The 23,159-nt window shown below is 59.0% G+C and carries 21 protein-coding genes; 11 read left to right on the top strand and 10 right to left on the bottom strand.

Features of this window, described 5'->3' with window-relative positions:
* Window positions 1-4 precede the first annotated feature (4 nt).
* Window positions 5-1,150 carry an efflux RND transporter periplasmic adaptor subunit gene (locus G411_RS0105090; protein ID WP_022958097.1) on the bottom strand — a complete coding sequence of 382 codons (1,146 nt, stop codon included), beginning with the start codon at window positions 1,148-1,150 and terminating at the stop codon, window positions 5-7.
* Window positions 1,151-1,341: 191 nt separating this feature from the next.
* On the opposite strand from G411_RS0105090, the gene G411_RS0105095 reads away from it, so the two are divergent.
* The 5 genes from G411_RS0105095 to G411_RS0105115 all read left to right on the top strand — a co-directional run bounded on the left by G411_RS0105095 (window position 1,342) and on the right by G411_RS0105115 (window position 4,602).
* Window positions 1,342-2,118 carry an IclR family transcriptional regulator gene (locus G411_RS0105095; RefSeq protein WP_022958098.1) on the top strand — a complete coding sequence of 259 codons (777 nt, stop codon included), beginning with the start codon at window positions 1,342-1,344 and terminating at the stop codon, window positions 2,116-2,118.
* Between the two features lie 163 nt (window positions 2,119-2,281).
* A complete protein-coding gene (locus G411_RS0105100; protein WP_022958099.1) occupies window positions 2,282-2,938 on the top strand; it encodes a MotA/TolQ/ExbB proton channel family protein in 657 nt (218 codons plus the stop codon).
* Window positions 2,935-3,339, top strand: a complete 405-nt coding sequence (locus tag G411_RS0105105) for an ExbD/TolR family protein (RefSeq protein WP_022958100.1) — start codon at window positions 2,935-2,937, stop codon at window positions 3,337-3,339. The genes G411_RS0105100 and G411_RS0105105 overlap by 4 nt, the downstream gene beginning before the upstream one ends.
* 11 nt (window positions 3,340-3,350) lie before the next feature.
* The gene (locus G411_RS19415) at window positions 3,351-3,761 is read left to right on the top strand and encodes an ExbD/TolR family protein (RefSeq protein ID WP_022958101.1); all 411 of its coding nucleotides are present in this window, start codon (window positions 3,351-3,353) and stop codon (window positions 3,759-3,761) included.
* 4 nt (window positions 3,762-3,765) lie between these two features.
* Complete coding sequence (locus tag G411_RS0105115) at window positions 3,766-4,602, top strand: energy transducer TonB (RefSeq protein ID WP_022958102.1); 837 nt, start codon at window positions 3,766-3,768, stop codon at window positions 4,600-4,602.
* Between the two features lie 14 nt (window positions 4,603-4,616).
* Here G411_RS0105115 and G411_RS0105120 read toward each other — a convergent pair whose 3' ends face one another.
* On the bottom strand, window positions 4,617-5,399 hold the full coding sequence (locus G411_RS0105120; RefSeq protein WP_022958103.1) for a DUF1295 domain-containing protein: 783 nt from the start codon (window positions 5,397-5,399) through the stop codon (window positions 4,617-4,619).
* Window positions 5,396-6,331: an oxidoreductase gene (locus tag G411_RS0105125; protein WP_022958104.1), complete on the bottom strand. Its 936-nt coding sequence runs from the start codon at window positions 6,329-6,331 to the stop codon at window positions 5,396-5,398. The genes G411_RS0105120 and G411_RS0105125 overlap by 4 nt, the downstream gene beginning before the upstream one ends.
* A 92-nt stretch (window positions 6,332-6,423) precedes the next feature.
* Between G411_RS0105125 and G411_RS0105130 the strand changes: the two genes are divergently transcribed.
* On the top strand, window positions 6,424-7,023 hold the full coding sequence (locus tag G411_RS0105130) for a tRNA-uridine aminocarboxypropyltransferase (RefSeq protein WP_022958105.1): 600 nt from the start codon (window positions 6,424-6,426) through the stop codon (window positions 7,021-7,023).
* Here the strand turns inward: G411_RS0105130 and G411_RS22060 are convergent.
* Window positions 7,005-7,631, bottom strand: a complete 627-nt coding sequence (locus G411_RS22060; protein ID WP_022958106.1) for a TetR/AcrR family transcriptional regulator — start codon at window positions 7,629-7,631, stop codon at window positions 7,005-7,007. The two genes, G411_RS0105130 and G411_RS22060, sit on opposite strands and share 19 nt — an antisense overlap.
* A 245-nt stretch (window positions 7,632-7,876) precedes the next feature.
* Here G411_RS22060 and G411_RS0105140 point away from each other — a divergent pair, with 245 nt between their 5' ends.
* The 3 genes from G411_RS0105140 (at window position 7,877) to G411_RS19425 (ending at window position 12,406) form a co-directional block, all read left to right on the top strand.
* Window positions 7,877-8,824, top strand: a complete 948-nt coding sequence (locus G411_RS0105140) for an NAD-dependent epimerase/dehydratase family protein (protein ID WP_022958107.1) — start codon at window positions 7,877-7,879, stop codon at window positions 8,822-8,824.
* A 50-nt stretch (window positions 8,825-8,874) separates the two neighbouring features.
* The gene (locus tag G411_RS0105145) at window positions 8,875-11,472 is read left to right on the top strand and encodes a TonB-dependent receptor (protein WP_022958108.1); all 2,598 of its coding nucleotides are present in this window, start codon (window positions 8,875-8,877) and stop codon (window positions 11,470-11,472) included.
* A gap of 91 nt (window positions 11,473-11,563) precedes the next feature.
* Window positions 11,564-12,406: an SDR family NAD(P)-dependent oxidoreductase gene (locus tag G411_RS19425; RefSeq protein ID WP_022958109.1), complete on the top strand. Its 843-nt coding sequence runs from the start codon at window positions 11,564-11,566 to the stop codon at window positions 12,404-12,406.
* Here G411_RS19425 and G411_RS0105155 read toward each other — a convergent pair.
* From G411_RS0105155 to G411_RS0105165, 3 genes are read right to left on the bottom strand one after another with little or no spacing between them, the layout of a single operon-like run.
* A complete protein-coding gene (locus G411_RS0105155) occupies window positions 12,403-13,374 on the bottom strand; it encodes a diguanylate cyclase (protein ID WP_022958110.1) in 972 nt (323 codons plus the stop codon). The two genes, G411_RS19425 and G411_RS0105155, sit on opposite strands and share 4 nt — an antisense overlap.
* Window positions 13,375-17,499, bottom strand: coding sequence for a response regulator (locus G411_RS0105160; RefSeq protein WP_022958111.1), 4,125 nt, complete (start codon window positions 17,497-17,499; stop codon window positions 13,375-13,377).
* A gap of 44 nt (window positions 17,500-17,543) precedes the next feature.
* Entirely contained in the window at window positions 17,544-18,308 is a 765-nt protein-coding gene (locus tag G411_RS0105165; protein WP_022958112.1) for a polyphosphate kinase 2 family protein, read from the bottom strand.
* 155 nt (window positions 18,309-18,463) lie between these two features.
* Between G411_RS0105165 and folE the strand changes: the two genes are divergently transcribed.
* Entirely contained in the window at window positions 18,464-19,117 is a 654-nt protein-coding gene (gene folE, locus G411_RS0105170) for a GTP cyclohydrolase I FolE (protein WP_022958113.1), read from the top strand.
* On the opposite strand, the gene G411_RS0105175 is transcribed toward folE, so the two are convergent.
* Window positions 19,114-19,425, bottom strand: coding sequence for a DUF6482 family protein (locus tag G411_RS0105175; RefSeq protein ID WP_022958114.1), 312 nt, complete (start codon window positions 19,423-19,425; stop codon window positions 19,114-19,116). The two genes, folE and G411_RS0105175, sit on opposite strands and share 4 nt — an antisense overlap.
* Before the next feature lie 103 nt (window positions 19,426-19,528).
* On the opposite strand from G411_RS0105175, the gene G411_RS0105180 reads away from it, so the two are divergent.
* A complete protein-coding gene (locus G411_RS0105180) occupies window positions 19,529-20,341 on the top strand; it encodes an enoyl-CoA hydratase-related protein (protein WP_022958115.1) in 813 nt (270 codons plus the stop codon).
* 21 nt (window positions 20,342-20,362) lie between these two features.
* Here the strand turns inward: G411_RS0105180 and G411_RS0105185 are convergent, their stop codons facing one another.
* Complete coding sequence (locus G411_RS0105185) at window positions 20,363-21,895, bottom strand: SpoVR family protein (protein ID WP_022958116.1); 1,533 nt, start codon at window positions 21,893-21,895, stop codon at window positions 20,363-20,365.
* A complete protein-coding gene (locus tag G411_RS0105190; RefSeq protein ID WP_022958117.1) occupies window positions 21,892-23,124 on the bottom strand; it encodes a YeaH/YhbH family protein in 1,233 nt (410 codons plus the stop codon). The genes G411_RS0105185 and G411_RS0105190 overlap by 4 nt, the downstream gene beginning before the upstream one ends.
* Window positions 23,125-23,159 lie beyond the last annotated feature (35 nt).

Genomic DNA, 23,159 nt, shown 5'->3' on the forward strand with positions numbered 1-23,159 from the left:
TCGCTTATTTCGCTGCCGTGGTAAACGCGGTGCTCATATCCACGGGCGAGGCCGGGGCGCTGGGCGCCACCGGCATGCCTTCCCGCAGCATCATCGCGCCATCGACAATCACCTGATCGCCGGGGGCGACGCCGCTTTCCAGCAACCAGGTATTGCCCACGGTTCGCAGCAGGGTGACCGGCCGACGCTCAGCGACATTGCCCTCGCCCACCAGCCATACAGACGCCTGTCCGGTAGGGTCGCGCAACACGGCTTGCTGGGGCAGCAGAATCGCATCGTCGCGACTGCCCTCGTTCAGCTCGGCATGCACAAACATGCCCGGCAGCAGTTCGCCGTCGGGATTGGGAAATTCAGCACGCAGCGTCACCGAGCCCGTGCCGGGATCGACATTGACCTCGGAGAACTGAAGCTGACCGCTGTGAGCATAGCGACGGTTATTGCCCAGGTGCAGAGTAACGGTCGCCTCGCTGTCGGCCGACAGTTGCAGGCGACCGGCACGAATACTTTCACGCCACTCAAGAATCCGACTGACCGGCTGGACCACATCGACATAAATCGGATCGAGCTGCGTGACCACCGCCAGTTCCTGTGCCTGCGAGGCGCTGACCAGCGCGCCCTCCGTCACCATGGAGCGACCGATTTTCCCCGCAATGGGTGCGCGAACGACGGTGTGCTGCATATTGATATTGGCGATTTCCAGCTCGGCCTTGGCGGCCTGCAAGGCGGTGAAGGCATCGTCATATTGCTGCTGACTGACCGCCTTGCTCTTCAACAATTTGCCGTAACGGGTCCACAGGTTCTGGGCCGTTGCCAGTCCGGCCTCTGCCCTGGCCTGCTCGGCCCGATAGGGTGCAGGATCGATCTGATACAGCGGCTGCCCTTCTTCCACGGCCGCACCTTCGTCAAACAGTCGCTTCAGCAAAATACCCGATACCTGCGGCCGCACTTCGGCCACCCGATGCGCCACGGTGCGCCCCGGCAGCATCACGGTGCTGTTCAGGTCGCGCGCGTCTACCCGATGCACACCCACGGGAGCGGCAGCGGGCGCCTGCTCGGCGGGTGCCGCCGACTCCCCACATGCGACCAGCGCCAGCAGCGCGGCAGCCACAAGCGGGCGAAAGCAGGGAGAAACAAGACGCGAACAGCTCATGGAAAGCAACTCCTGACAAGATTGATGCATGTATCTACTAGCGATACACTGTACCGTATAGTGAATTTACATGGCAATAGCGAATTGCTATATTGCGCGACACCAACAAGGCATAATTCTAAAAACACAGGCTCTACGCCCCGCAGACGCTGCGGTGGTGACACGAGATTTAAAGGAGTAAGCAACGCGCCATGGCCAACAACGGACGCCCCTCGGGCGAAGACTCACCCGGCGGCATTCAGGTCATCGCCCGAGCGGCGGCGATCATGCGAGCACTGAGCGAACACAGCAGCGGGATGAGTCTGGGTGCCATCGCCAAAGACATTGATCTGCCTCGCTCGACGGTGCAGCGCATCGTCAATGCACTGAAGCAAGAGGGCTTGGTGGAATCACTCAGCCAGAACGGCGGCCTGCGCCTGGGGCCCGAGGTCAGTCGTCTGGTATTCCAGGCCCAGTGCGACATCATCTCGCAGATTCGGCCGCACCTTGAAGCGCTGCACAGTACACTCGGCGAATCCGTAGCACTTTGCCGACTGAGCGGCAGCCAGGTCATTGTTGCCGACACGATTACCGCCGAGCGCGAACTGCGCATTGTCTTTCCCGTCGGCACGATGCAAATTCCCATCTACTCCACGGCGTCGGGTAAATCCTTGCTGCTGGACATGGATGACGAGGAGGTAGAGCGCCTGCTGCCGGAGGACATGCCCAAGCTCACCGTACACACACGGAGTCGCCAGGCACTGCTCAAGGAATTGAAAACCCTGCGCCAATCGGGCATCGCGACCGACTACGACGAGCACACCATTGGCATAACCGGCTTCGGCATTCCCGTCGAAACCTATCAGGGGCGCTATTGCGTGGCCGTGGTATTGCCGTCCGCCCGTGTCCCTGCCATTGAGTCCGACATACGCGAAGGCCTGTATCGCTGCAAAGCGGATATCGAAGCCAAGCTGAGTACCGAACTCTAACGACTCTCACCGCACTCCCCCCCATACGCTCTCCGCCAGAACAACTGGCGGGGCGCTCTCATAGCTCTAACACAAAGGCCTTGCGCGCGAGAACAAACAAAATATATAATAAGAATCGTTATCATTTTACTTATTGGCAGCGCTAGCACTAGGGAGTTCAACAGTGTCCCCTTTGTTTAATCTTCTCCTCACCGGCGGCCCGGTCGTCTGGATACTCGGCGTGTTTTCCATCGTCAGCCTCGCCGTCGTCCTGCTCAAGATCTGGCAGTTCTGGGGGCAACTGAAGCTCTCCGATCGCAGCGCAGAAGACGCCGTACATCGCCTCCAAGAACACCATGTAAACGAGGCTCTGCTGCTGGTCAAAGGCGCTAAGAACCCGCGTTCCAGTGCGATTCGCGACACGCTGGAAACATTGAACATTACCGGGCTCAGCGAAGCGCAACAGCGCGAAGAAGCCTTCCGGCGCGCCCGTGGCCGGGTACTTGAGCTGGGCAGCCAACTCCGCATTCTGGAAGTGATTGCCACGCTGGCCCCGCTGCTCGGTCTGCTGGGCACCGTGCTCGGCATGATTGAGGCATTCAAAGCAATGGAAGCCGCTGGCGAACAGGTTGATCCGGCGGTTCTGTCTGGCGGTATCTGGCAGGCGCTGCTGACCACCGCTGTCGGTCTGGCGGTCGCCATCCCGGTATCCCTGGCGCATAGCTGGCTGGAGCGCCGAGTCGAAAACGAAAGCGCCGGTATTCAGGACGCGGTAGAACGCGTGCTGACCCTGGCACCGTCACTGCCCAAAGCACAGGCGAAGAAGCAAGACGCAAAATGAACGCCCTGCTGCCGCCGCGCCCGCGCAAAGCCATCAGCCTGACGGCGCTGATTGACGTGGTATTTATCCTGCTGATGTTTTTCATGCTGACCAGCAGTTTCACAAAGTGGAACAGCCAGCAGATTAAGACCAGCGTCGGCGGCGACAGCGTTGCCGCTACACAGGATAAGGACATGCAGTTTTTACTGCTGATGCGCGACGGACAAGCTGCCGTCTTCAAGGGAAGCGAGCGCAGCGGTGCCGAGCCGCTGGATCAGGCATTGCTGCGACTGGATGCCAAGGCGCTGGTCACACTGGTTCCCGATGCCGAGCTGACCGTCCAGCAAATCCTCGACAGTATCGCCACGCTGCGCCATGCGGAGATTACTCAGATCTCGCTCGGCCAGAGCAGCCAGTTATAAGTTTTACGCCGATGAATTCACTCCTCCACAGCAAACTGCGCCGCGGCAGCAGCGACGACAATATGATCCCGCTGATCAATATTGTTTTCCTGCTGCTGATTTTCTTCATGGTCGCAGGACAGATGCGCGCCGGGCTGGTCGGCGACATCACCCTGCCCGACGCCAATCTGGAGACACCGACGCCGCCCAAGGCCATCGCCATTCAGATTGATCGCAGCGGCCAGACCTATCTGTTCGGAACCCCCACCAGCATTGAAGATATCCAGCAGCAGCTCCAGGCACTGCCCGCGGAGCAGCCGCTGAATATTGCCCTGCAGGCCGACCGAGAACTGAAAGCCGCGCAACTGGACACCCTGCTGGCGGCACTGCGCGGCCTGAGCAACGCCACCACCAGTCTCTACACCAAGAAAGGGGCGAACTGAGCTCATGCCCCGTATCTCCTGGCCCATTGCGATTGCGGTATCGCTGTTAATCCACGGCGGTCTCGCGATTGGATACTGGCAATCGCGCCCCGCGCCACATCAGGGCGGCGCTATTGGTGAGGGCGAGTACGGATTTGAGATCGGCCTGGGGATGGCCGGTTCCTACACGGATGCCGTTGCTAGACAGAAAGCCAAACAACGCCAGCAGGAAGCGGAAGCCGAGAAACAACGGGAGCGTCAACAGCGGGAAGCAAAAGCCAAACAAGAGGCAAGAAAACCCAAGCCGGAGCCGAAACCCAAACCTAAGCCCAAACCCAAAGCGCCTGCGCCCGTCGTCGCTAAAACCGCTGAGCCCAGCCCGGCGGAGGCGGACTATCAACACAGCGAGACGCCGCCGGCAGCAGAGTCGCCGTCACCCGCGCCCGCCGCTGAGCCCCCCAAGCAAAACACCGTTGCCAGCGCCGCGCCCAATGACACCCAGTCACAGGCCTCCCGCAAAGCCACCGGGTCGGGCAGCCAGCAAAAACTCGGCGGCCGCCCCGGCGCGGCCCGCGATTATTTCAGCACGCTGATGGCCTGGCTTAACCACCACAAGCGCTACCCGAAAATCGCCAAGAAAAACAAAGAACAGGGCATCGTGAAACTCAAGTTCACGATCGCCAAAGACGGCAGCATTTCCAACGCCAGCATTCATACCGGTTCCGGCCACCGCCGTCTGGATGAGGCGGCGTTAAAAGTGCTTCAGGATGCCGACCCGGTTCCCGGTATTCCGGATGATCTTGGCCGTGACACCCTGACGCTCGTGGTCCCCGTCGAGTATTCGCTGCTGTCTCGATATTGATCCGGCGGCGCCCGCTATAGCAGACCGGGAATCAGCGCCCGGCGCTTCGCCGGGTATGCGTCAAAGGTCTCGTGATACCAGCGATGATTGCTCAGTGCGCGCGGCAGCAAATTCGCCACGGTCCACAAGACAAAGACCGCCCCCGCCAATGACCAACTGGCAATCGCCCAGCCTGTCCAGATCAGAATTTCACCGAAGTAGTTGGGGCAGGAGATATAGTTGTACAACCAACCTCGGGGAATCTTGTAGCCACTCTCCCCCGGCTTACGCAGCGCCGCCAGCATGGCATCAGCGCGACGATTGACCCAGAAACCCAGCGCAAAGATCAGTACACCCAACCACAGGCGGGGATCGACCAGCCACTGGCCATAATCTGCGCCTAATTCAGACCACGACAAGATGGCCGCATTGAGGAAGGCGATACCCAGATTGGTCAGCACCGCCAAGGCCGGAATCAGCAGTGGCGTCTTATCGTCCGGTTTCAGTTTGCGCTTGAAGGGGTAAATAAAACTGCGATGAAAATAATGAAGCTGCCACAGCGCAAACAGCAGCAGCGGCGCAGGTGTCAGCGCGTGTTCGCCCATAAAGAAAATCACCGCGAAGCCGATGGATGACGGCGCTTCCATCATCACCCACGACCAGCGCGTGGGAATCCCCGGCCCCCACCACCAGGCGAGGTTACCGTCGTTGTGGCGACCGTAGGCGGCCTTCACGATCCACTGCAGCACCACAAATACCAGTACCGACATGATCGCGTAGGCCAACAGCAAATCGTTATAAAACGCGGCGATGGTCATAAGTAGCGCATCCCTGTGAGTTGTTCTGACTGCTCCCACAACTGCCCACCGACGGCGCGATCGGTGGCGGCCTTGAGCACCGCAAGCTGTTTAGGAGAACCACGGAACTGGAAGGGACCGGCGGGGCCGATATATTCGCCGCCACGCAGGGTATCGACGGTAGCGGCATAGACACTGGGTAAGGCGCCCTGCTCTGCGCTCTGGGCCAGCAACAGATTGCCGAGGCGAGCGATGTGCTGCCACAGGCGTCGGCTCACACTGGCTTGCCCACTATCGGCAAAGGCCACATTGGTCGACGCATACCCCGGATGTGCCGCCAGACTGATCACCGGGCTGCCTGCGGCAGCGAGTCGGCGTTGCAGCTCGGTGGCAAAACAAAGATTGGCAAGCTTGGCACGCCCGTAGGCAGCGACCTTGCTGTAGGGTTCGCGTTCCCAGTTCAGGTCGTTGAAATTCAGTGTGCCGCGCTTGGCGGCGAGACTGGAAACGGTCACCACCCTCGCCGCAGGCGCGGCCTGCAATGCGGGCAGCAGTGCACCAGTCAACAGAAAATGGGCAAGGTGATTCACCGCAAACAGCATTTCGTGACCCGCGGCCGTGCGCTGTAAGGGCAGTCCCATAACCCCGGCGTTATTGATTAACAGGTCCAGCGGCTGTTCCGATTCCAGATAGCTGTCTGCGGCCTGCCGCACGCTGTCCAGCGAGGCCAGGTCCATCGGCAAGACCACCAGCGAATCGCGTGAGCCCACGCGGCTCGCCAAACGCTGTACGGCGGCCTCCGCGCGTTCGGCGCTGCGACAACCCAGCCATACCTTGGCGCCACACTGCGCCAGCATCAGCGCCGACTGGTAGCCGATACCGCTGTTGGCGCCAGTGATCAGCACCCGTTTCCCGGAAAGGTCCGGCAGCGAGGCCGGCATCCATTTGCCCATATTCATTATCCTTATGTGTCCGGCAATTCGCTGGCTGGAGCGAGTCCGGGGACGACTGATATAGTAGTCCAAAATTCGCTACAGGCTCCGCTGTGACTTCTCGCGCACTCTGCCAGGGTTGTGATCGCCCACTGAGCACCTGCCTCTGTCAGGCTATGGTTCAACGCCACAGCCGCTATCGCCTGACCCTTCTTCAGCACCCCAAAGAAGCTCGCCACGCTCTGTCGTCGGCGCCGCTGCTGGCACGCGCTATTCCCGGCAGCCGCCTGATCGTCGGCGAGCACTTCGAGCCCGAATCACTGCTCGGCCACGACTGGCAACAGCATAGCCTGCTGCTGTATCCCGGCGAACCCACCATTAGTACGAACGAGGCCAATGCCGCTGACATCACACAGCTGATTATTCTCGACGGCACCTGGCGGAAAACTGCCAAGCTGCTGCACCTCAACCCCTGGCTCAATGCGCTGCCGCGACTGGCACTGAACGTAGACCAGCCCAGCCGCTATCGCATTCGCAAATCGCCCCGCGCCGATGGCCTGTCGACCATCGAAGCTGCCGCACAGGCACTGAATGCCTTGCACGGCAACCGCGACTACGACGCGATTCTCGGTGCCTTCGAGTTGATGATCGACCAGCAAATTCGCGCTATGGGTGAAGACACTTACCGGCGCAATTACTCGGACAAAAGCTGAACCTGATCCAGCCCCAACATCGCCAGCAAGCGTGTCATCAGACTGCGGGCGTCCAGCGTGGGATCAGCAGCCAGTGTCAGCGCGGCCTCGGCCAGCGCCGAAATGACCATGCGGATCAACAGCTCCGATTCAGCATCGCTAAACTGCCCGGCAAGATGGGCCTCGACGGGCGCCTTCGCACTCCCCAGTAAATACTTTACCTCCCGAAATACGGAGGTCTCGGGCCAGCGTTCGCGCCCGAGCACGTGGGTGGCATCCATCAGCACCACACGACTGAAGCCCGGCTCCTGCATCACATCCAGAAATAGCTCCCACATGTCCGGCAGCACCCAGGAGCCGCGAGAACGCATGGCGGCCATGCGGCTGGCGAGGCGATCTTCGTAATACTCGGTCACCGCCGTGAAGAGCTGCAGCTTGTTGCCGAAGTAGTGGTAGATCGGCGTCACCGTAATCCCCGCATCCTCGGCGATATCCGCCAGCGATGTTTCCGCAAAGCCGCACTGACCAAAGCGCTCGGCCGCACAGCGCAGGACTTTTTCTTTGGTCTGCTGCCGCCGCTGCGCCTGCGTCAATCGCGTGGGCGGCGTCTTTTCCTGACTGGCACTCATCCAGCCTCCCATTCATATATTTGACTTATATAAGATGATTATATATCTTCACCAGAAATTTATGTAAACACACTACACAAAAATAAAAGCACATCACGATCAACGCCACCGTGATCGCGACATAGATACAGCGCTCGACATAACACTCGACACAGCAATCACCATAACAACAGGAACAACGCCATTATCATGTCTGTTAACGCGTTTACTGCGGTCTGCCCCAAGCAGCAAGGGTCCGACCTGCGATGAAAGTACTGCTTACCGGCGCCTTCGGCAATCTGGGGCTGCTCTGCCTTGAGCGCTTGCTGGCCGACGGCCATGAGCTGCGCTGCACCGATCTTGATGGCGAGGAGCAGCGAAAACAGGCCGCCCGGTTTAGCGGGCAGTGCGAGATCGTCTTTGGCAATATCTGCGAGCCGCAATGCCTGCCCGGACTGGTTGAGGGGGTGGAGGCAATTGTCCATCTGGCCTCGCTGCTGCCCCCAAATACCGACAAGCAACCCGCACTGGCCGAAGCCGTCAACGTTGATGCAGCGAAGGCGCTGATCGACTGCGCGGCCCGACAGACTGCCCCACCACTGTTTATTTTTCCGTCATCACTCACCGTGTTCGGCCCGTCCCAACGGCACAATCCCACGCGCAGCAGTGACGACCCGGTGGAAGCCTCAGACCACTACACCCGGCACAAACTGCTGGTGGAAGACTACCTGCAACGCAGCGCGCTTCCCTGGATCATTATGCGCGTGGGCGTGTCGGTCGATGCCCGCACCACGAAAACTGAGCGCCAGGTGCTGCGCCAACTGCTGGGCGTACACCCCGACACGCCCATGGAATACATCCATCCCAAAGACGTCGCCCGCGCTATTTCCAATGCGCTTAACACGCCGGAAGCCCGGCACAAGATCCTGCTGTTGGGCGGCGGCGAGAGCTGCCAGATTACTCATCACGCGTTTATGAATGCCGCGTTTACCGCATTGGGTCTGGCGCAGAAGCCCGGTATTCACGGCGAAAACAATTACTACACCCACTGGATGGACACGCGCGAAGCGCAGGCGCTGCTGGACTTTCAGCAACACAGTTTCGCCGATTATCAACAGGAACTCCGGGACAAATTTACCCCTATCCGCCGCTGGACAAGTCCGGTCAGACCGCTGCTCAGGCCGCTGCTGCCCGCGCTGCTCCGGCGGCTCTAACCACGCCATTCCACAACGCAATGCATACTGATAATTCTAAAGGGACGACCATGCATCACTACAAACGCTACCCGCTGCCACTCGCTGTGGCATGCATGACCATTGGCGCTACCCCCCTGGCACTGGACGCCGCCGAGCAGCGCGCCAGCGGCCTGATCGAGGAGGTCGTCGTCACCGCAAGGAAACGCGCGGAAAGTATTCAGGAAACGCCGGTTGCAGTGACCGCCATCACCGGCGACAGCCTGCGCGAGCAGGGCATTCTCGCGGCGGAAGAGCTGAGTAAGTCGGTGCCGAGCCTGCAGATCAACAACAGTACCTCTCCGCAGATCTTTATTCGCGGCATCGGCCAGCGCGCACCCTTCGCCCGCTTTGATCCCTCCGTCAGCGTGTATCTGGACGGCATTTTTATTCCCCGCCCCGACGGGCAGTTGCTCGACACGATTGACGTCGACAGCGTGCAGGTCTTGCGCGGCCCACAGGGCACGCTGTTCGGCAAGAACAATACCGGCGGTGCACTGGTGTTTACGCTCACCAAACCGGGCGAGGAATTTGGCGGCTATATTGATGCCGGCCTGGGCAACTACAACGAGCAGCGACTGCAGGCGGCCGTCGACATGCCGATCAACGACGAGCTGTTTACCCGGGTATCGGTCAACACCCGCCGTCGAGACGGCTTTCTGAAAGACGCGACCGGACGCGAGAACCAGTCCATTGATCGCCTGTCAGCGATCTTTCAAAGTCGCTGGCTGGCCAGTGACGAGCTGACGGTCGATGCCTTTGCCTTTGTCGGCCGCACCCGCGAGAACTTCCCCTCCTATCACTGCCGCATCAATAACGAAGACGCGTTGTTCGTGAATGGACTGGGCATTCTCTGGCCGGGCGATACCGATCCGAATAACCCCTCGGCCTACGTCGACAACTGCAATGCCAATGCCCGCGACGCGCAGCCGGACCTGCACACCAATCAGGGGGATAGCCAGCGACAGCGCAAAGACAACGACGAGCTGATGCTGGGACTGACCTTTGATTATCAGTTCAGCGACAACCACAGCATGAAGGCCATTTTGGGCTATCGCGATGCGACCAAGATGAACCCGCAGACGACGGCTGACGAAGGCGGCCCCGCCGAGTACTTGCGCGCCGACCTGCTGGGCGACAGCATTCAGGAGTCGCTGACACTGGAACTGCAGTTTAACGGCGTGCTGTTCGACAGCGTCGACTATGCTGCCGGCATTTTCTATCAGGACGAGTACAAATCGGAGCGTTTCAATACCGCCAACCCACTGGTGGGCTCGGAGCCGATTAACTTCCTCGGCCTCGCTGCCGGGCAGGCGGGCGTTGATATTGCCGCCCTGACGGATTTACTGGAAACGGTCACCGGACTCATCCCCGGCGGCACCGTGCCGCTGGTTGCCGCCGCCCTGCCACTGGCAACCGTGCAGGATTTTGAAATCGACGGCCAGACCTTCGCCGCCTTCACCCAGGCAACCTGGCATGTCACCGATCACTTTGAGCTGACACTGGGCGGACGCTACACCGAGGAAACCCGCGACTCCTACCTGGTGACCCGCAGCGCCGACCTGGAGGAGGTCACGTCGATCGTCAGTGGCGCCGATCCGCGCTTTATTCCGCTGCTGCCGTCAATGGGCGCCATGGCGTTTCTCGGTCGCTGGTCGCAAGACCCGCTCACCATTGCCAACAATATACTGCGCGAGCAATTTCCCGGCGATATTCGTGCGCCGCTGGGCGATGCCAAGATCGACACCCGCGAAGACACCTTCCGCCAGTTCACCCCGATGGCCTCTGCCGCGTATATCTTCCCGGAGGAAATGCTGGATGGCAGCCTGATCAATTCCGCCATGGTCTACGCCACCTGGAGCAATGGCTTCAAATCGGGCTTTCAGGAACCGTTTGGCCTCGATGGGCTGAGCGTGGTGGAGCCGGAAGAACTGGAAAACCGCGAAATCGGCATCAAGATCGACGCTCTGGAACGCTCGCTGCGAGTCAATCTGGCGGCCTATTCCATGACCTTCAAAAACATGCACCTGATCACCGTCAACGTCGATACCAACAACACGCTGGTAGTGGGCTCCCAGAATGCCGGGGAATCGGTGATTGAAGGGGCTGAGCTGGAAGTCATGTGGTTCCCGAGCATGAACACCATGATCAACCTCACCTACAGCAACAACAACTATCGCTATGAAGAGTTCATGGACAACGACCTCAAGTCGCTGGCATTGCGCGGTGAGTATGTACCGATAGACCGCTCTGACGAAGAGTTTGCCGTCTCTCCCGAAGAGACCGCGTCGCTGGGTATTCAATACACCTTGAACACCGACGTCGGCCGCTTCGTGCCGCGCCTGGACGCCAGCTATAAAAGCGATGTGTATCTCGGGCTGGATCGCGGTGCCTGGGAAGCCGCCAAACGCAAAGAGGCACTGTCTTACGCCGATGCCTACGTACTGCTCGACGCTCGCGTGAGCTGGAGCAACCCCGAGGACGACCTGAGTATTGCCGCCTACGTCAAAAACCTGACCGACGAACGCTATGAGATCGGCGCGGTGTCAGCCGGGGACAGCATCGGCACCTTCACCAGCGTATTGGGCGAGCCGCGCATGTATGGCGTGGAAGTACGCAAAACCTTTTAAGCGTTTTTCATAGGTGCTCGAAAGAGCCTTGGGCAGACCTCGGATTTCACCCGCTGAGGCTGCCCTTTTTTCTTAGCTGGAAGCCATCACCATGAAACTGGAACCGGGAAAAACCGCGCTGATTACCGGCGCAGCAGGCGGGCTGGGCAGCGCACTGGCCAGAGCACTGGCTGCGCGCGGCTGTCATCTGGCGCTGGTCGATATCGATCAGCAGGCATTGGAAACACTGGCGGCGGAGCTTCACAGCCCGACACTGCGCGTGAGCTGTCACACCGTGGACCTGCGCAACCGTGCCGCGATTCAGGCACTGGCAGAGGACGTACGCCAGCAGCACTCAGCGCTGCATTTGCTGATTAACAATGCCGGGATCACCCTGCAGAAGAGTGTAGAAACACACAGCGAGGCCGACTGGCAGCGTGTCTTTGACCTGAACTTCTGGGGCACGGTGAATAGCTGCAAGGCGTTTTTGCCAATGCTGAAAACCGCCGGGGGCGCGCATATCGTGAACCTGTCGAGCATGGTGGCCTGCTACGGCATGCCCAGCCAGAGTTCCTACAGCAGCAGCAAGGCCGCCGTTCAGGCCTACAGTGAATCGCTGCGCGCCGAGTTGCGCGGCCAGCATATTGGCGTGACTTGCATAAACCCCGGCGCCATCAACACCCAGATGATTCAGGCCACACTGCGCGAGTCGGATGATATTGCTCAAGCCGAGGCCAATATGGCACTGGCTCAGCGCTTTGGTATTGCGCCGGCCAAAGCCGCGCAGAAAATCCTCGCCGCCGTGGAGCGCAATCAGGCGCAGCGTTTTATCGGCGTCGATGCCAGGCTGTATAGCCTGCTGAGCAAACTGTTTCCCGCTGCAGTGTCATACGCGCTGGCGAAAAGTTATGAGCGCGTGAGCGCTCGCAATGAGGCGCTAACCGACCGCCCTTAGTTCATTTTGTCGCAGGCGCTCATCACCCGGTTGCGCCCATGTTGCTTGGCGCGATACAGCTGCTCATCGGCCGCCATCAGCAACGGCAGACCCTCACCGTCTTCCAGCGGAATTTGGGTGGCCAAGCCAAGACTGACGGTGACCACATCGGCCACCGTCGACTTCTCATGGGGAATCGCCAGCGACTCAATGGCCTGACGCAGCCGCTCGGCCATATGCATGGCACCGGCGTGATCCGTCTCGGGCAGCAGGCAGACAAACTCCTCCCCCCCAAAACGGGCCAATACATCGCGACTGCGCTCCACATTCTGACTCAGCGTTTTGGCAATCGCTTTTAAACATTCATCACCCTGCAGGTGACCATAGTGGTCGTTGTAGCTTTTGAATTGGTCGACATCGATCATCAGCAGCGACAGGGCTTTGCGATTACGCAGGCAAGATCGCCATTCGGCGCGCAGGCGATCATCCAGAACCCGGCGGTTGGGCACGCCTGTCAGGCCATCCATCGACGCCAGATTACGCAGGGTATCCGCCTGCCATTTCAGCGTCAGATGGGTCTTTACTCGCGCTTTAACAACGGCGGGATTCACCGGCTTGCTGATAAAATCCACAGCCCCGGCAGCCAGCGCGGCCGATTCTTCCTCCGGGCTGTGCTGCGAGGTCACGAAAATCACCGGAATCGCCGCAGTATCCGACTCAGCCTTGAGCTGCCGGCAGACTTCCAGGCCGTCCATATCCGGCATCAATACATCAAGCAGCACCAGATCAGGCTGGTTCTGATGACACATCGCCAGCGCTTCCTGCCCGCTGGTAGCCATAAACACTTCGTAGTCGTCGGCGAACAGGGGATAGAGCGAGTGAATGTTTACCGGCTCGTCATCCACAATCAACAAGCGGGGAACGTGCTCAATGGATTGCGTAGGCCAAGCCATCAGTTCGTCACTGTGTGTGGCGAAAGGTCTCGGCATTTACCCTCCTTGCTCCGACTGCGCGGCAAGCCAACGGCCCAAGGTTTCTGCAGCGGCGCTGAAATTCAGCTGATTCATGGCGGGTTCTATCTCTCTCATTACGGGGTGTCGCCCCATCCCTTTTGTTTTGATCTGGCGGTACACGGCCACTGCCCGCATATTGTTCTGCTTCAGGAGCTGTTGAAGCTCATTGGCCAGGGCTTTCATGCCCTGCTCATCGACAGGGTCGATATCGGTCTCAGCACTGTTGTTGCCGCTATCCTTCGCCACTCCCGCGAAGACCGCACAGGCCTCAGCCAATAGCACTCGCGCTGTATCAATCGCGGCCCTGGGGTCCTGCGCCTCGTCCCGGCAAAGCCGCTCGGCGGTGAGCAGGCTGTCGGCCAGCGCATTCGCGCCCAATGTCGCGGACGCACCACGCAAACCGTGCAATAGGCGCGCCACCATATCACGATCGCCAGCATCAAGCGCGCTGTCTACCGCCTGCAAGCTGTCGCGATGATGCTCGGCAAAATAGGCTAGCTGCTCCATCAGCAGCGGTTTCCGGTTTCCCATGCGTTCCAGCGCAGAGGCCAGATCGAAGCCTGGCGGCGACAGCAGACTCACGGACTCCGGCTCATCAACGTCATGCGCCACAGGCTCAGGCACCGAAGCAAGCGGCTTGCGCCCGCAGGCACGAAGAATACTGGCAACCAGTATCGGCAACTCAAAGGGCTTGCCGACGTGGTCATTCATACCCGCATCAAGGCAGGCCTGGCGATCGCTGGGCATGGCATTGGCCGTCATGGCAATAATCGGCAGCGACGTCAGTGCGAGTTCCTGACGAATCTTGCGGCTGGCGGTAAAGCCGTCCATCTCCGGCATTTGCAGATCCATCAGCACCACATCAAAATCCTGCCGCTCGCGAAGAAGGTCCACGGCGATGCGGCCGTTTTCCGCCAGCACGATCTGCGCGCCCTCCAAGGCCAGCAACTCTCTCGCGACCTGCTGGTTGGTGGGATTATCCTCGACCAGCAAAATCGTCAGACCGCGCAGCGACTGTACCGCCGGACGCTCATCTGTTTTGACAGGCGGTGCTGGCCGTTGCTCATCCAGTGTGCCCTCAACCGCCCGATAGATATCGCTAGCCGTTGCAGGCTTCGCCAGAAACGCGTCGAACAACTCCTTTGGCGAACGCCCTTCGCTATCGTAGGTTTCCCAGCTGTGGGCAGTCACTAAAATCAGTGTTAAGTGCGGTGCGACGCCATCGCGCAATGTGGCGGCCAGTTCGCAGCCATCCATGCCCGGCATGACCCAGTCGATCAGCGCCGCATCGAAAGACTCGACATTTTCCTTCAGTATCGCCAAGGCCTCGGCAGCACTGCCCGCTGCCTCACACTGCCAGCCCAGCGACTCGCAGGCGCGAACCGCTACCTGCCGCGCCGCGGTGTTGTCCTCCACCAGCAACACCCGTCGGGATTGCTGCGGCGTCTCGCTGCCTTGAAGTACCTCGCCCAGCGACTCAGCGTCGGCTTTTAACGGCAGCGAAAAAGAGAACACACTGCCGCGCCCCTCTTTGCTGTCCAGCTCCAGCTCACCACCCATCAAATGGATCAGACGCTGGCTGATCACCAGCCCCAGCCCGGTTCCCCCGTAGCGCCGCGTGGTGCCCGCTTCAGCCTGAGTAAAGGATTTGAATACCCGCTGCTGCTGTTGCTCGGACATCCCGATACCGGTGTCGCGCACGCTGATACCCAGCACCACGTCATCGCCCTCGCGGTATTGCACAATAATGCCCACGGTCACTTCACCCCGTTCGGTGAACTTAACGGCATTACCGGCCAGATTGAGCAGCACCTGTTTGATACGCAGCGCATCACCAAGCAGTCGGGCGGGAATCTCGGGGCTGATATCGAACAGCAGCTCCAGACGGGTTTCGTCCAGCTGCATAGTCAGGATATTGGCAATGTCGCGCAGCAGCTGCTCAACGCTGAACCACTGCGGATCAAGCTGCATTTTGCCCGCGTCAATTTTGGAGAAATCCAGAACGTCGTTAATAATCCCCAGCAGTGCCCCCGCGGCATCGCCGGACTTGCGAACATAGTCACGTTGGTGGTCATCGAGATCAGTCTGTTTGAGCAGAGTGAGCATCCCCAGCACGGCATTCATCGGCGTTCGAATTTCATGGCTCATATTGGCGAGAAATTCACTCTTCGCGCGGCTCGCCTCCTCAGCAGCAACCTTGGCCTGCTCCAGTTCCTGCAACTCAGCCTTGCGGCGGGTCAGATCGATCACAATCGTGAGAAAACTGAGGTCGTCGTCATTGCCATTAACCAGCGAACTGGTTTTCAGCAGCACGGGGAATTCGCTGCCGTCACGGCGTGCAAAACACCACTCTCGCTCGTCCTGAAAACCTTCACGCAGCAAGGTGCGGGTATCCAGCTTGCCGCCCTGGATCTCGGCAGTGACATCTACGGCGTCCCAAAAATCGCGCCCGACAAAGAAGTCGGTGATGCGCTTTTGACCCACTACCTCCTCAGCCTTGTAGCCCAGCATTTGCTCCGCCGCCGGATTGAACAGAAGGATGCGCCCGCTGGGACTACTCACCACAATGCCGTAACCGGCGCGCTCGAGAATCGCCTTCTGCATGGTCATCGCCGACCGCAACTCGCGGGTGCGCTCCGCCACCTGCTCTTCCAGTTCCAGATTGAGCTTGCGAAGCTTGATCTGGGTTTCGCGCATCTCGCGGATATCGCGAATAATACTCGCGGCGCCAATCACCTTGCCGTTTTCACCGCGCATGGGCGAGACATTCACCGACACTTCGATCAGCTGCCCATCACGATGCTGGCGCAGCGTCTCGAACGGCGGCACCGCTTGCCCAGCGACCAGCGTTCGTTTCAATTTTTCAAACTCTGCCTGCCGCTCAGCAGGCACAATCAATGTCGACACAGACTGGCCCAGCGCCTCTTCAGCACTGTAACCAAACATGGCCTCAGCCGCCGGGTTCCAGCTGGTAATCATCGCTCGCTCATCCAGCCCAACGACCGCGTCATTGCTACCCTGAATAATCGCCAGCAGCTCGGCACTACTGGTAATCGCTACCTCCCGGCGGCGAGCATTCACCAAAAACTGCAGAATCAAGATCAGCGCAAGCAGCAGGAAAGCCCCGAAGGTCAGCAGATTCAGATTACGGGAATGGCCTACGTAGTCACCAACAGCACCGTCATTAGCGGCCACGACCAGAAATACGGCGTTATCCTGGTCATAAGCAAGATGATGAATCGCCACATGCCAAGGACTGTTTGCCGTCGTATAGGCGCCTGCATCGCTGCGCATGGGCAAATCAAATTGCTGCGCCCAGCGGTAGGGCTCGCCAAATTCAAAGGCATAGCGTTTACTGGAATCGGGATGTAACAGGAAATCACCGTCTGGGCCTAGCAGATAAACATCCACCCCCCTCGGTAAATCCTTGCGCAGCAACTGCTCTGCAAAGCTGAAATCCACATTGACGACAAGCAAGCCCAGTCTGCGCTGCTGTTCGTCAAACAAAGGGGTGATTAAACGCAAGGTCGGCACCAGGGGCATTTCGATCCGCCCCAGCTCCCGATTGAGGCTAATCGCGGAGGCGTAAACGCCCCGATCATCGCGGGACACCGCCTCGATATAGTAGTCACGATGCGATTTGTTCTGTAGCTCGGTGTCCGCAACCGGCCATAGCTCTCCCGAGCTGAGTCGATCTACCCGAACCAGCTCCTGACCGGCGTCCACGGCACTGATGATGCGCAGCTGCCGAACCTCGTCCCGCTGACGCATATACGACAGGAAGTCGTGATGAAGCGGGTCTTTCTGGGAGGCATTCAGCACACCACCGTTCGCCATCGTCATCTGAACCGCCGCTACAGATGACAGCTGAGAAAGCATCTGGATGTCACGCTCGAGTAAATCAATGCGACGGCGCAAGCTGCTGCTGCGCGCGTCTAATTGTTGTTGCAGCTGGGTGTTTAAGCGGGCTTCTGCCCGCGCAGTGGCAAAATACTCAGACAGAGGAAACAGGAAGACGAAAGCCATAACGAATACCAGCAACACCAGCAGTATCAGCCGCGTTCCCAGTATGTCGATGATTTCTCTTATCGCTTTTCTCAAGCCGAGGGCTCCTGTTTATTATGTTTTTCGGCTAACCGCTGGTATCAGCATTCGAGTATAATTCTAGCCTGTTGTTCAAACTCCGGATCAATAGGCGCGACAGCGGGCGCACCGAAATGCGCAAGCCAGGCATTCTGAACACACTGCATAGCGTGGACCCTGGCGTAATACTTGTCGTTGGCGGGAATTAAGTGCCATTCAACCGGAGAGCTGCTGTACTCCAGCAAATCCTCAAAAGCCGACTGATACTCGGCATAGCGCTGAAAGGCGCTCAGATCCGAGCCCGTCAACTTCCAGTGCTTCTCGGCATTGTTCAGCCGCGCCAATAGACGCTGCCGCTGGGTCTCCTCGTCGATGTACAGCAGGATTTTGAACAGCAGAATGCCGTCATCAATCAGCATCTGTTCAAATTGGGCAATTTCCCGACGCGCGCGCTCTACATCGTGCAGGCCATTTTCTACCCGCTCAATCAGTAAGCGCCCGTACCAGGAGCGGTCAAATACGGATATCTGCCCTGGCTTGGGCAGGCGTTCCCAGAAGCGCTGCAGATAATGCTGTCCGCGTTCGCGTTCATCCGGCGCGCCGGTGGGATGCACGCGCACACTGCGGGGGTCCATATAGCGCAGTGCCCGCCGCAGCAGCCCCCCTTTGCCAGCGCCATCCGGCCCTTCCACTACCAGCACCGCACGCTGCTGGTTGCGGAACAGACTGAGCTGCATCGACATGAGCGCCAGTTGCAGGGCGTCCATCTGCCGCTGGTAATCCGGTTTCGACAGGCTCGGGTAGGTCAGTTTATCCAGCGAAGCCATCCGGCCACTCCCTTGCAATGCTCGGCAAAGAGTTACTGTACCCCGACTCGGCAACTCCGCGAAATCCGTGTTACACCTCACTGCCCAACACGTCACAGAAACCAAATTCCTGCTTTGTCCGTAAACAAGGCAAAACGTCAGCAGAGAGCAAAAGCATGATTTCCAAGGAAGCGACCGCCGTGCACGAGGCCCTGCTCAAGGCCGGGCTGGAAACGCCCATGCGCCCCCAGAGCGCACTGAGCAATGAACAGAAAAAACAGCGCATCAGCGACTTAATGCTGGGTGTTATGGAGACTCTGGGGTTGGATCTGAGCGATGACAGCCTGGAGGAAACCCCGCACCGCATCGCCAAGATGTACGTCGACGAGATTTTCTGTGGTCTGGATTACAGCAACTTTCCCAAGATCACCAATATCGACAACAAGATGCGGGTAGAAGAGATGGTGAAAGTCAGTGGCGTCAGCGTCACCAGCACCTGCGAGCACCACTTTGTGACGATTGACGGGGAGGCAACGGTTGCCTATATCCCCCATGACAAAGTGATCGGGCTCTCCAAGATCAACCGCATTGTACGCTTCTTTGCACAGCGTCCTCAGGTACAGGAGCGCCTGACCCAGCAAGTGCTGGTGGCGCTGCAAACCCTGCTGGAAACCGACGATGTGGCAGTCACCGTGGATGCTATCCACTACTGCGTGAAAAGCCGCGGCGTGATGGACACCAATTCCCGCACGCAAACCACCGCGTTGGGGGGCAGCTTCAAAACCGATCCCGCCACCCGCAACGAGTTCCTCAGCCAGAGCTGCCGCTAGTCGGCAGCCCCTTCCGGAGACAGCCGCGCCAAGGGAATACGCAGGGTATTCCCCATGGCACTTCCCGGCTGTCCGACCATTTCGTCATAGGCACTCTGTTGCACCAGAAACTGGGGACAGGCACTCAGGGACAAGCTCTCACGCAAGGCCGGCAAGTGCCGCGAACTGAGTCGTTTCCCGTGGTGATACAAAGCTCGCCGCTCACCGTTAATCACGGCCATGGCACTGTATAAACCGCCATCCAGCGCGTGAATTTCCAATGCGCTGGCGGCATGACTATCAATCTGTTCCAACTCAAACCGTTTCATAACAACCTCCATTGACCTTGGCTATACGCCTGCGGTCCTCAAAGGGTTCTCGCGGCTGTGGCATAATCGCCCACCTCCCTTTCCATCAAGAAGGATTGCCCTGATGACGCTCCCGACGCTACGCGATGCCAGCCTGATCCAAAAAGGTCGCTATGCCATTTTGCATTTTGAACGCGATGACGTGATGAATGCCCTGACGGGCACCGCGCTGATCGACGATATTTGCGATGCGATCAACTGGGCAAACGCCAATACAGAGATCAGTTGCCTGATCCTGACCGGCGCCGGGCGCGCCTTCAGTGCAGGCGGCAATGTTAAGGAAATGCGGGATAAACAGGGCATGTTCGCCGGTAGCGCCAGCGAAATTTCGGACGCCTACCGACGTGGCATCCAGCGCATCAGCAAGGCGGTATTCAACGCAGAAGTGGTCACCATCGCGGCCGTTAATGGCGCCGCCATCGGCGCGGGCTTTGATCTCTGCTGCATGTGCGACCTGCGCATCGGCAGCGAGAACACCCTGTTCGGCGAAACCTTTATCAATCTGGGACTGATTCCCGGTGATGGGGGTGGCTGGTTCTTGCAACGCCTGGTGGGCTACCAGCGCGCGGCCGAACTGACGTTTACCGGACGACTGGTCAAAGCCGACGAGGCATTGTCACTGGGTCTGCTGCTGGAAAAAGTGAGTAGCGACTCACTGCTGACACGCGCGGAAGCGATGGCCACCGACATTGCCAGCAAGCCCCCGATCACCCTGCGCCATACCAAGCGCCTGTTGAAACAGGCGCAGCGTCAGGAATTGAACGACTTTCTGGATGTGTGTGCCGACGTGCAGGCGCAGTGTCACGGGACTGACGACCACGCGCTGGCAATCGATGCCTTTTTCAGTAAAACGCCAGCGACCTATACGGGACGCTGAGCGCCGATACCGCCGGTGCCTTCAGTCGCGCACCGGCTCCACATCAACCCGGTCCACCACGCCTTCGCGCTCGTCAAACACTTCCATGCTGACCGTAAAGCCCCAGAGTCGACTGAGGTGTTTGAGCACTTCTTTGGCCTCGCCGGTCAGCGGCCGGTCGCGCAGCCGGGTGTAGCGCAACAGCAGTGAGCGATCGCCCATGTATTCGTAGCGCTGCACCTGAATATCCGGCACCAATACGTCGCGGTTGTACTGCCGCGACAGCAGGCGACGCACTTCGCGATAACCGTCTTCATTGTGAATCGCTGCCACGGTCAGGTGATCGTCCTGATGCTGGTCGGCAATCGCAAAAAGGTGGAATTCGCGAATCAGCTTGGGGGACAAGTACTGAGCGATAAACGACTCATCCTTGTAATTGCGCATGGCAAAATCCAGCACCTCGCGCCAATCCTTGTCGACAATATCCGGGAACCAGGCACGGTCTTCCTCGTCGGGCTCCTCACAGATGCGCCGCAGATCGCGGAACATGGCAAAGCCCAGCGCATAGGGATTCATACCGCTGTACGCCGGGTGGTCGTAGCCCGGCTGCATGACCACATTGGTGTGGGATTGCAGAATCTCGAACATGAAGCCGTCGTCGACCAGACCGCGATCATAAAGGGTGTTAAGCAGAGTGTAGTGCCAGAACGTCGCCCAGCCCTCGTTCATCACCTTGGTCAGCCCCTGGGGATAAAAATACTGCGCGAGCTTGCGCACAATACGCACAATTTCCCGCTGCCAGGTCTCCAGCGTCGGCGAGTACTTCTCGATGAAGTACAGCAGGTTTTCCTGAGGCTCGGCGGGAAACGCCTTGCGCGATTTTTCCGGTGTATCCGCATCGTCTTTGGCGGAGCGCGGCAGAGTACGCCAGATTTCATCATACTGCTTGCGGGCGTGCTCGGCGCGCTCGTGCTGACGCCGCAGTTCATCCTGCGCCGACAGCGGCGAAGGCCGATGGTAGCGGTCGACGCCGTGGTCCATCAGGGCATGACAGGCATCCAGAGTTTCTTCCACCTTGTCGATGCCATACTTCTGCTCGCACTCGAAAATATACTTTCGAGCAAACACCATGTAATCGACAATCGCGTCGGCACTGGTCCACTGCTTGAACAGGTAATTGCCTTTGAAAAAGGAGTTGTGACCGTAGCAGGCATGAGCGATGACCAGCGCCTGCATGGGCATGCTGTTGTCTTCCATCAAGTAGGCAATGCAGGGGTCGGAGTTGATCACCAACTCATAGGCCAGCCCCCGCATGCCGCGCCGATAGGCCTCTTCATTGCGGATAAATTCCTTACCGTAACTCCAGTGGGTATAGCTGATCGGCAAACCGACTGAAGCGTAGGCATCGAGCATCTGCTCAGAGGCAATCACCTCGATCTGGTTGGGATAGGTATCCAGACCAAATTCAGCGGCGATCTTGGCAATCTCGCTGTCATAGCGCTGAAGCAGTTCGAAGTCCCAGTCGCCGCCGTGAGACAGCACAGATTCTTCTCGACGCGTGTTGGCAGTATTCATGCAGCCTCCCGCTGGAACAGCTCCCGAAGTACCGGATAAACATCACCGCGATGCATGACGCGAGCGAGGGCAAAGTTGGGATCGCGCAGCTGACTGTACGCCGCCGCCAGTGGTGTCACGCTGTTGGGGTTGTCCGGCACTTCAACATAAGAGAAGTAGCGACACAGCGGCAGAATATCGGACTTCAAGCGCGAGGCACTGCGCTGGGGATCACTGCCGAAAGCATCGCCATCCGACACCTGGGCACCGTAGATATTCCACTGCTCGCTGTCGTAGCGGTCGGCGATAATCTCCAGCATCAGATTCAGCGCCGACATGACCACCGTGCCGCCAGTCTGCGGATCGTGGAAAAAGGCTTCTTCGTCCACCTCTTCCGCATTGGAGGTATGGCGAATAAAGACCAGTTCCACCTTCTCGTACTTGCGGCTCAGGAACAGGTATAGCAGTGTGAAAAAGCGCTTGGCGAGATCCTTCTTCTGCTCCGACATGGACGCCGACACGTCCATCAGGCAGAACATCACCGCGCGGCTGATCGGCTTGGGTTCCTTCACCTTGTGGCGGAAACGCAGGTCGTATTCATCCAGAAACGGCACGCGGGCAATGCGATCCTTCAGGGCCTGAATCTCCTCGGGATCACCACCCTGTTCTTCCAGCAAGCGAAGTTCACGTTTGAGCGGCGCCGTCAGCGCAATTTTCCGCGCCATGGCGTTTTCCAGTGAGCGGCGCACTGACAGATTGGCCGGCACGCCACTGGGGGTATAGCCCGCCCGGCGCATGGTGAACTGACTGGCATCGCCCAGAACGGTGCGCGCCAGCCGTGGCAGTTCGAGGTCGTCAAAGAACAGGTTCATGAACTCCTCTTTGGAGAGGGTAAACATGAAATTGTCCTGCCCGTTGCCGCCCTCGCCTTCGCCCTGGCCCTCACCGTCTTCACCCTGACCGCTACCACCACCCTCCGGCTTGGCGATTTTGTCGCCCGTCGAAAAGCTGTGGTTGCCGGGATGCACCATCTCGCGATCGCCGCCCTGACCGATACGGAAGCGGGGTTCGGAAATATCCTTTACCGGAATTCCCACCTCACCGCCGCGCCCCATATCGGTAATGGAACGCTTGGCTACCAGATCGGCAACCGAGCGCTTGAGCTGCGATTTGTAGCGCCTGATAAACCGCGCGCGATTGGTCGCATTCTTGTTACGGTCATTCAGGCGCCGGTCAATAATCATCGACATTTTCGCCCCTTAATCCTTGCGGATATCAGCTTTCG

The sequence above is a fragment of the Spongiibacter tropicus DSM 19543 genome (assembly GCF_000420325.1).
GTDB classification, from domain to species: Bacteria; Pseudomonadota; Gammaproteobacteria; order Pseudomonadales; family Spongiibacteraceae; genus Spongiibacter; species Spongiibacter tropicus.

Coding starts and splice junctions, on each gene's coding strand:
- G411_RS0105090 (WP_022958097.1), bottom strand. CDS start 1,150: ATGAGCTGTTCGCGTCTTGTTTCTCCCTGCTTTCGCCCGCTTGTGGCT.
- G411_RS0105095 (WP_022958098.1), top strand. CDS start 1,342: ATGGCCAACAACGGACGCCCCTCGGGCGAAGACTCACCCGGCGGCATT.
- G411_RS0105105 (WP_022958100.1), top strand. CDS start 2,935: ATGAACGCCCTGCTGCCGCCGCGCCCGCGCAAAGCCATCAGCCTGACG.
- G411_RS19415 (WP_022958101.1), top strand. CDS start 3,351: ATGAATTCACTCCTCCACAGCAAACTGCGCCGCGGCAGCAGCGACGAC.
- G411_RS0105115 (WP_022958102.1), top strand. CDS start 3,766: ATGCCCCGTATCTCCTGGCCCATTGCGATTGCGGTATCGCTGTTAATC.
- G411_RS0105120 (WP_022958103.1), bottom strand. CDS start 5,399: ATGACCATCGCCGCGTTTTATAACGATTTGCTGTTGGCCTACGCGATC.
- G411_RS0105125 (WP_022958104.1), bottom strand. CDS start 6,331: ATGGGCAAATGGATGCCGGCCTCGCTGCCGGACCTTTCCGGGAAACGG.
- G411_RS22060 (WP_022958106.1), bottom strand. CDS start 7,631: ATGAGTGCCAGTCAGGAAAAGACGCCGCCCACGCGATTGACGCAGGCG.
- G411_RS0105140 (WP_022958107.1), top strand. CDS start 7,877: ATGAAAGTACTGCTTACCGGCGCCTTCGGCAATCTGGGGCTGCTCTGC.
- G411_RS0105145 (WP_022958108.1), top strand. CDS start 8,875: ATGCATCACTACAAACGCTACCCGCTGCCACTCGCTGTGGCATGCATG.
- G411_RS19425 (WP_022958109.1), top strand. CDS start 11,564: ATGAAACTGGAACCGGGAAAAACCGCGCTGATTACCGGCGCAGCAGGC.
- G411_RS0105155 (WP_022958110.1), bottom strand. CDS start 13,374: ATGCCGAGACCTTTCGCCACACACAGTGACGAACTGATGGCTTGGCCT.
- G411_RS0105165 (WP_022958112.1), bottom strand. CDS start 18,308: ATGGCTTCGCTGGATAAACTGACCTACCCGAGCCTGTCGAAACCGGAT.
- folE (WP_022958113.1), top strand. CDS start 18,464: ATGATTTCCAAGGAAGCGACCGCCGTGCACGAGGCCCTGCTCAAGGCC.
- G411_RS0105175 (WP_022958114.1), bottom strand. CDS start 19,425: ATGAAACGGTTTGAGTTGGAACAGATTGATAGTCATGCCGCCAGCGCA.
- G411_RS0105180 (WP_022958115.1), top strand. CDS start 19,529: ATGACGCTCCCGACGCTACGCGATGCCAGCCTGATCCAAAAAGGTCGC.
- G411_RS0105185 (WP_022958116.1), bottom strand. CDS start 21,895: ATGAATACTGCCAACACGCGTCGAGAAGAATCTGTGCTGTCTCACGGC.
- G411_RS0105190 (WP_022958117.1), bottom strand. CDS start 23,124: ATGTCGATGATTATTGACCGGCGCCTGAATGACCGTAACAAGAATGCG.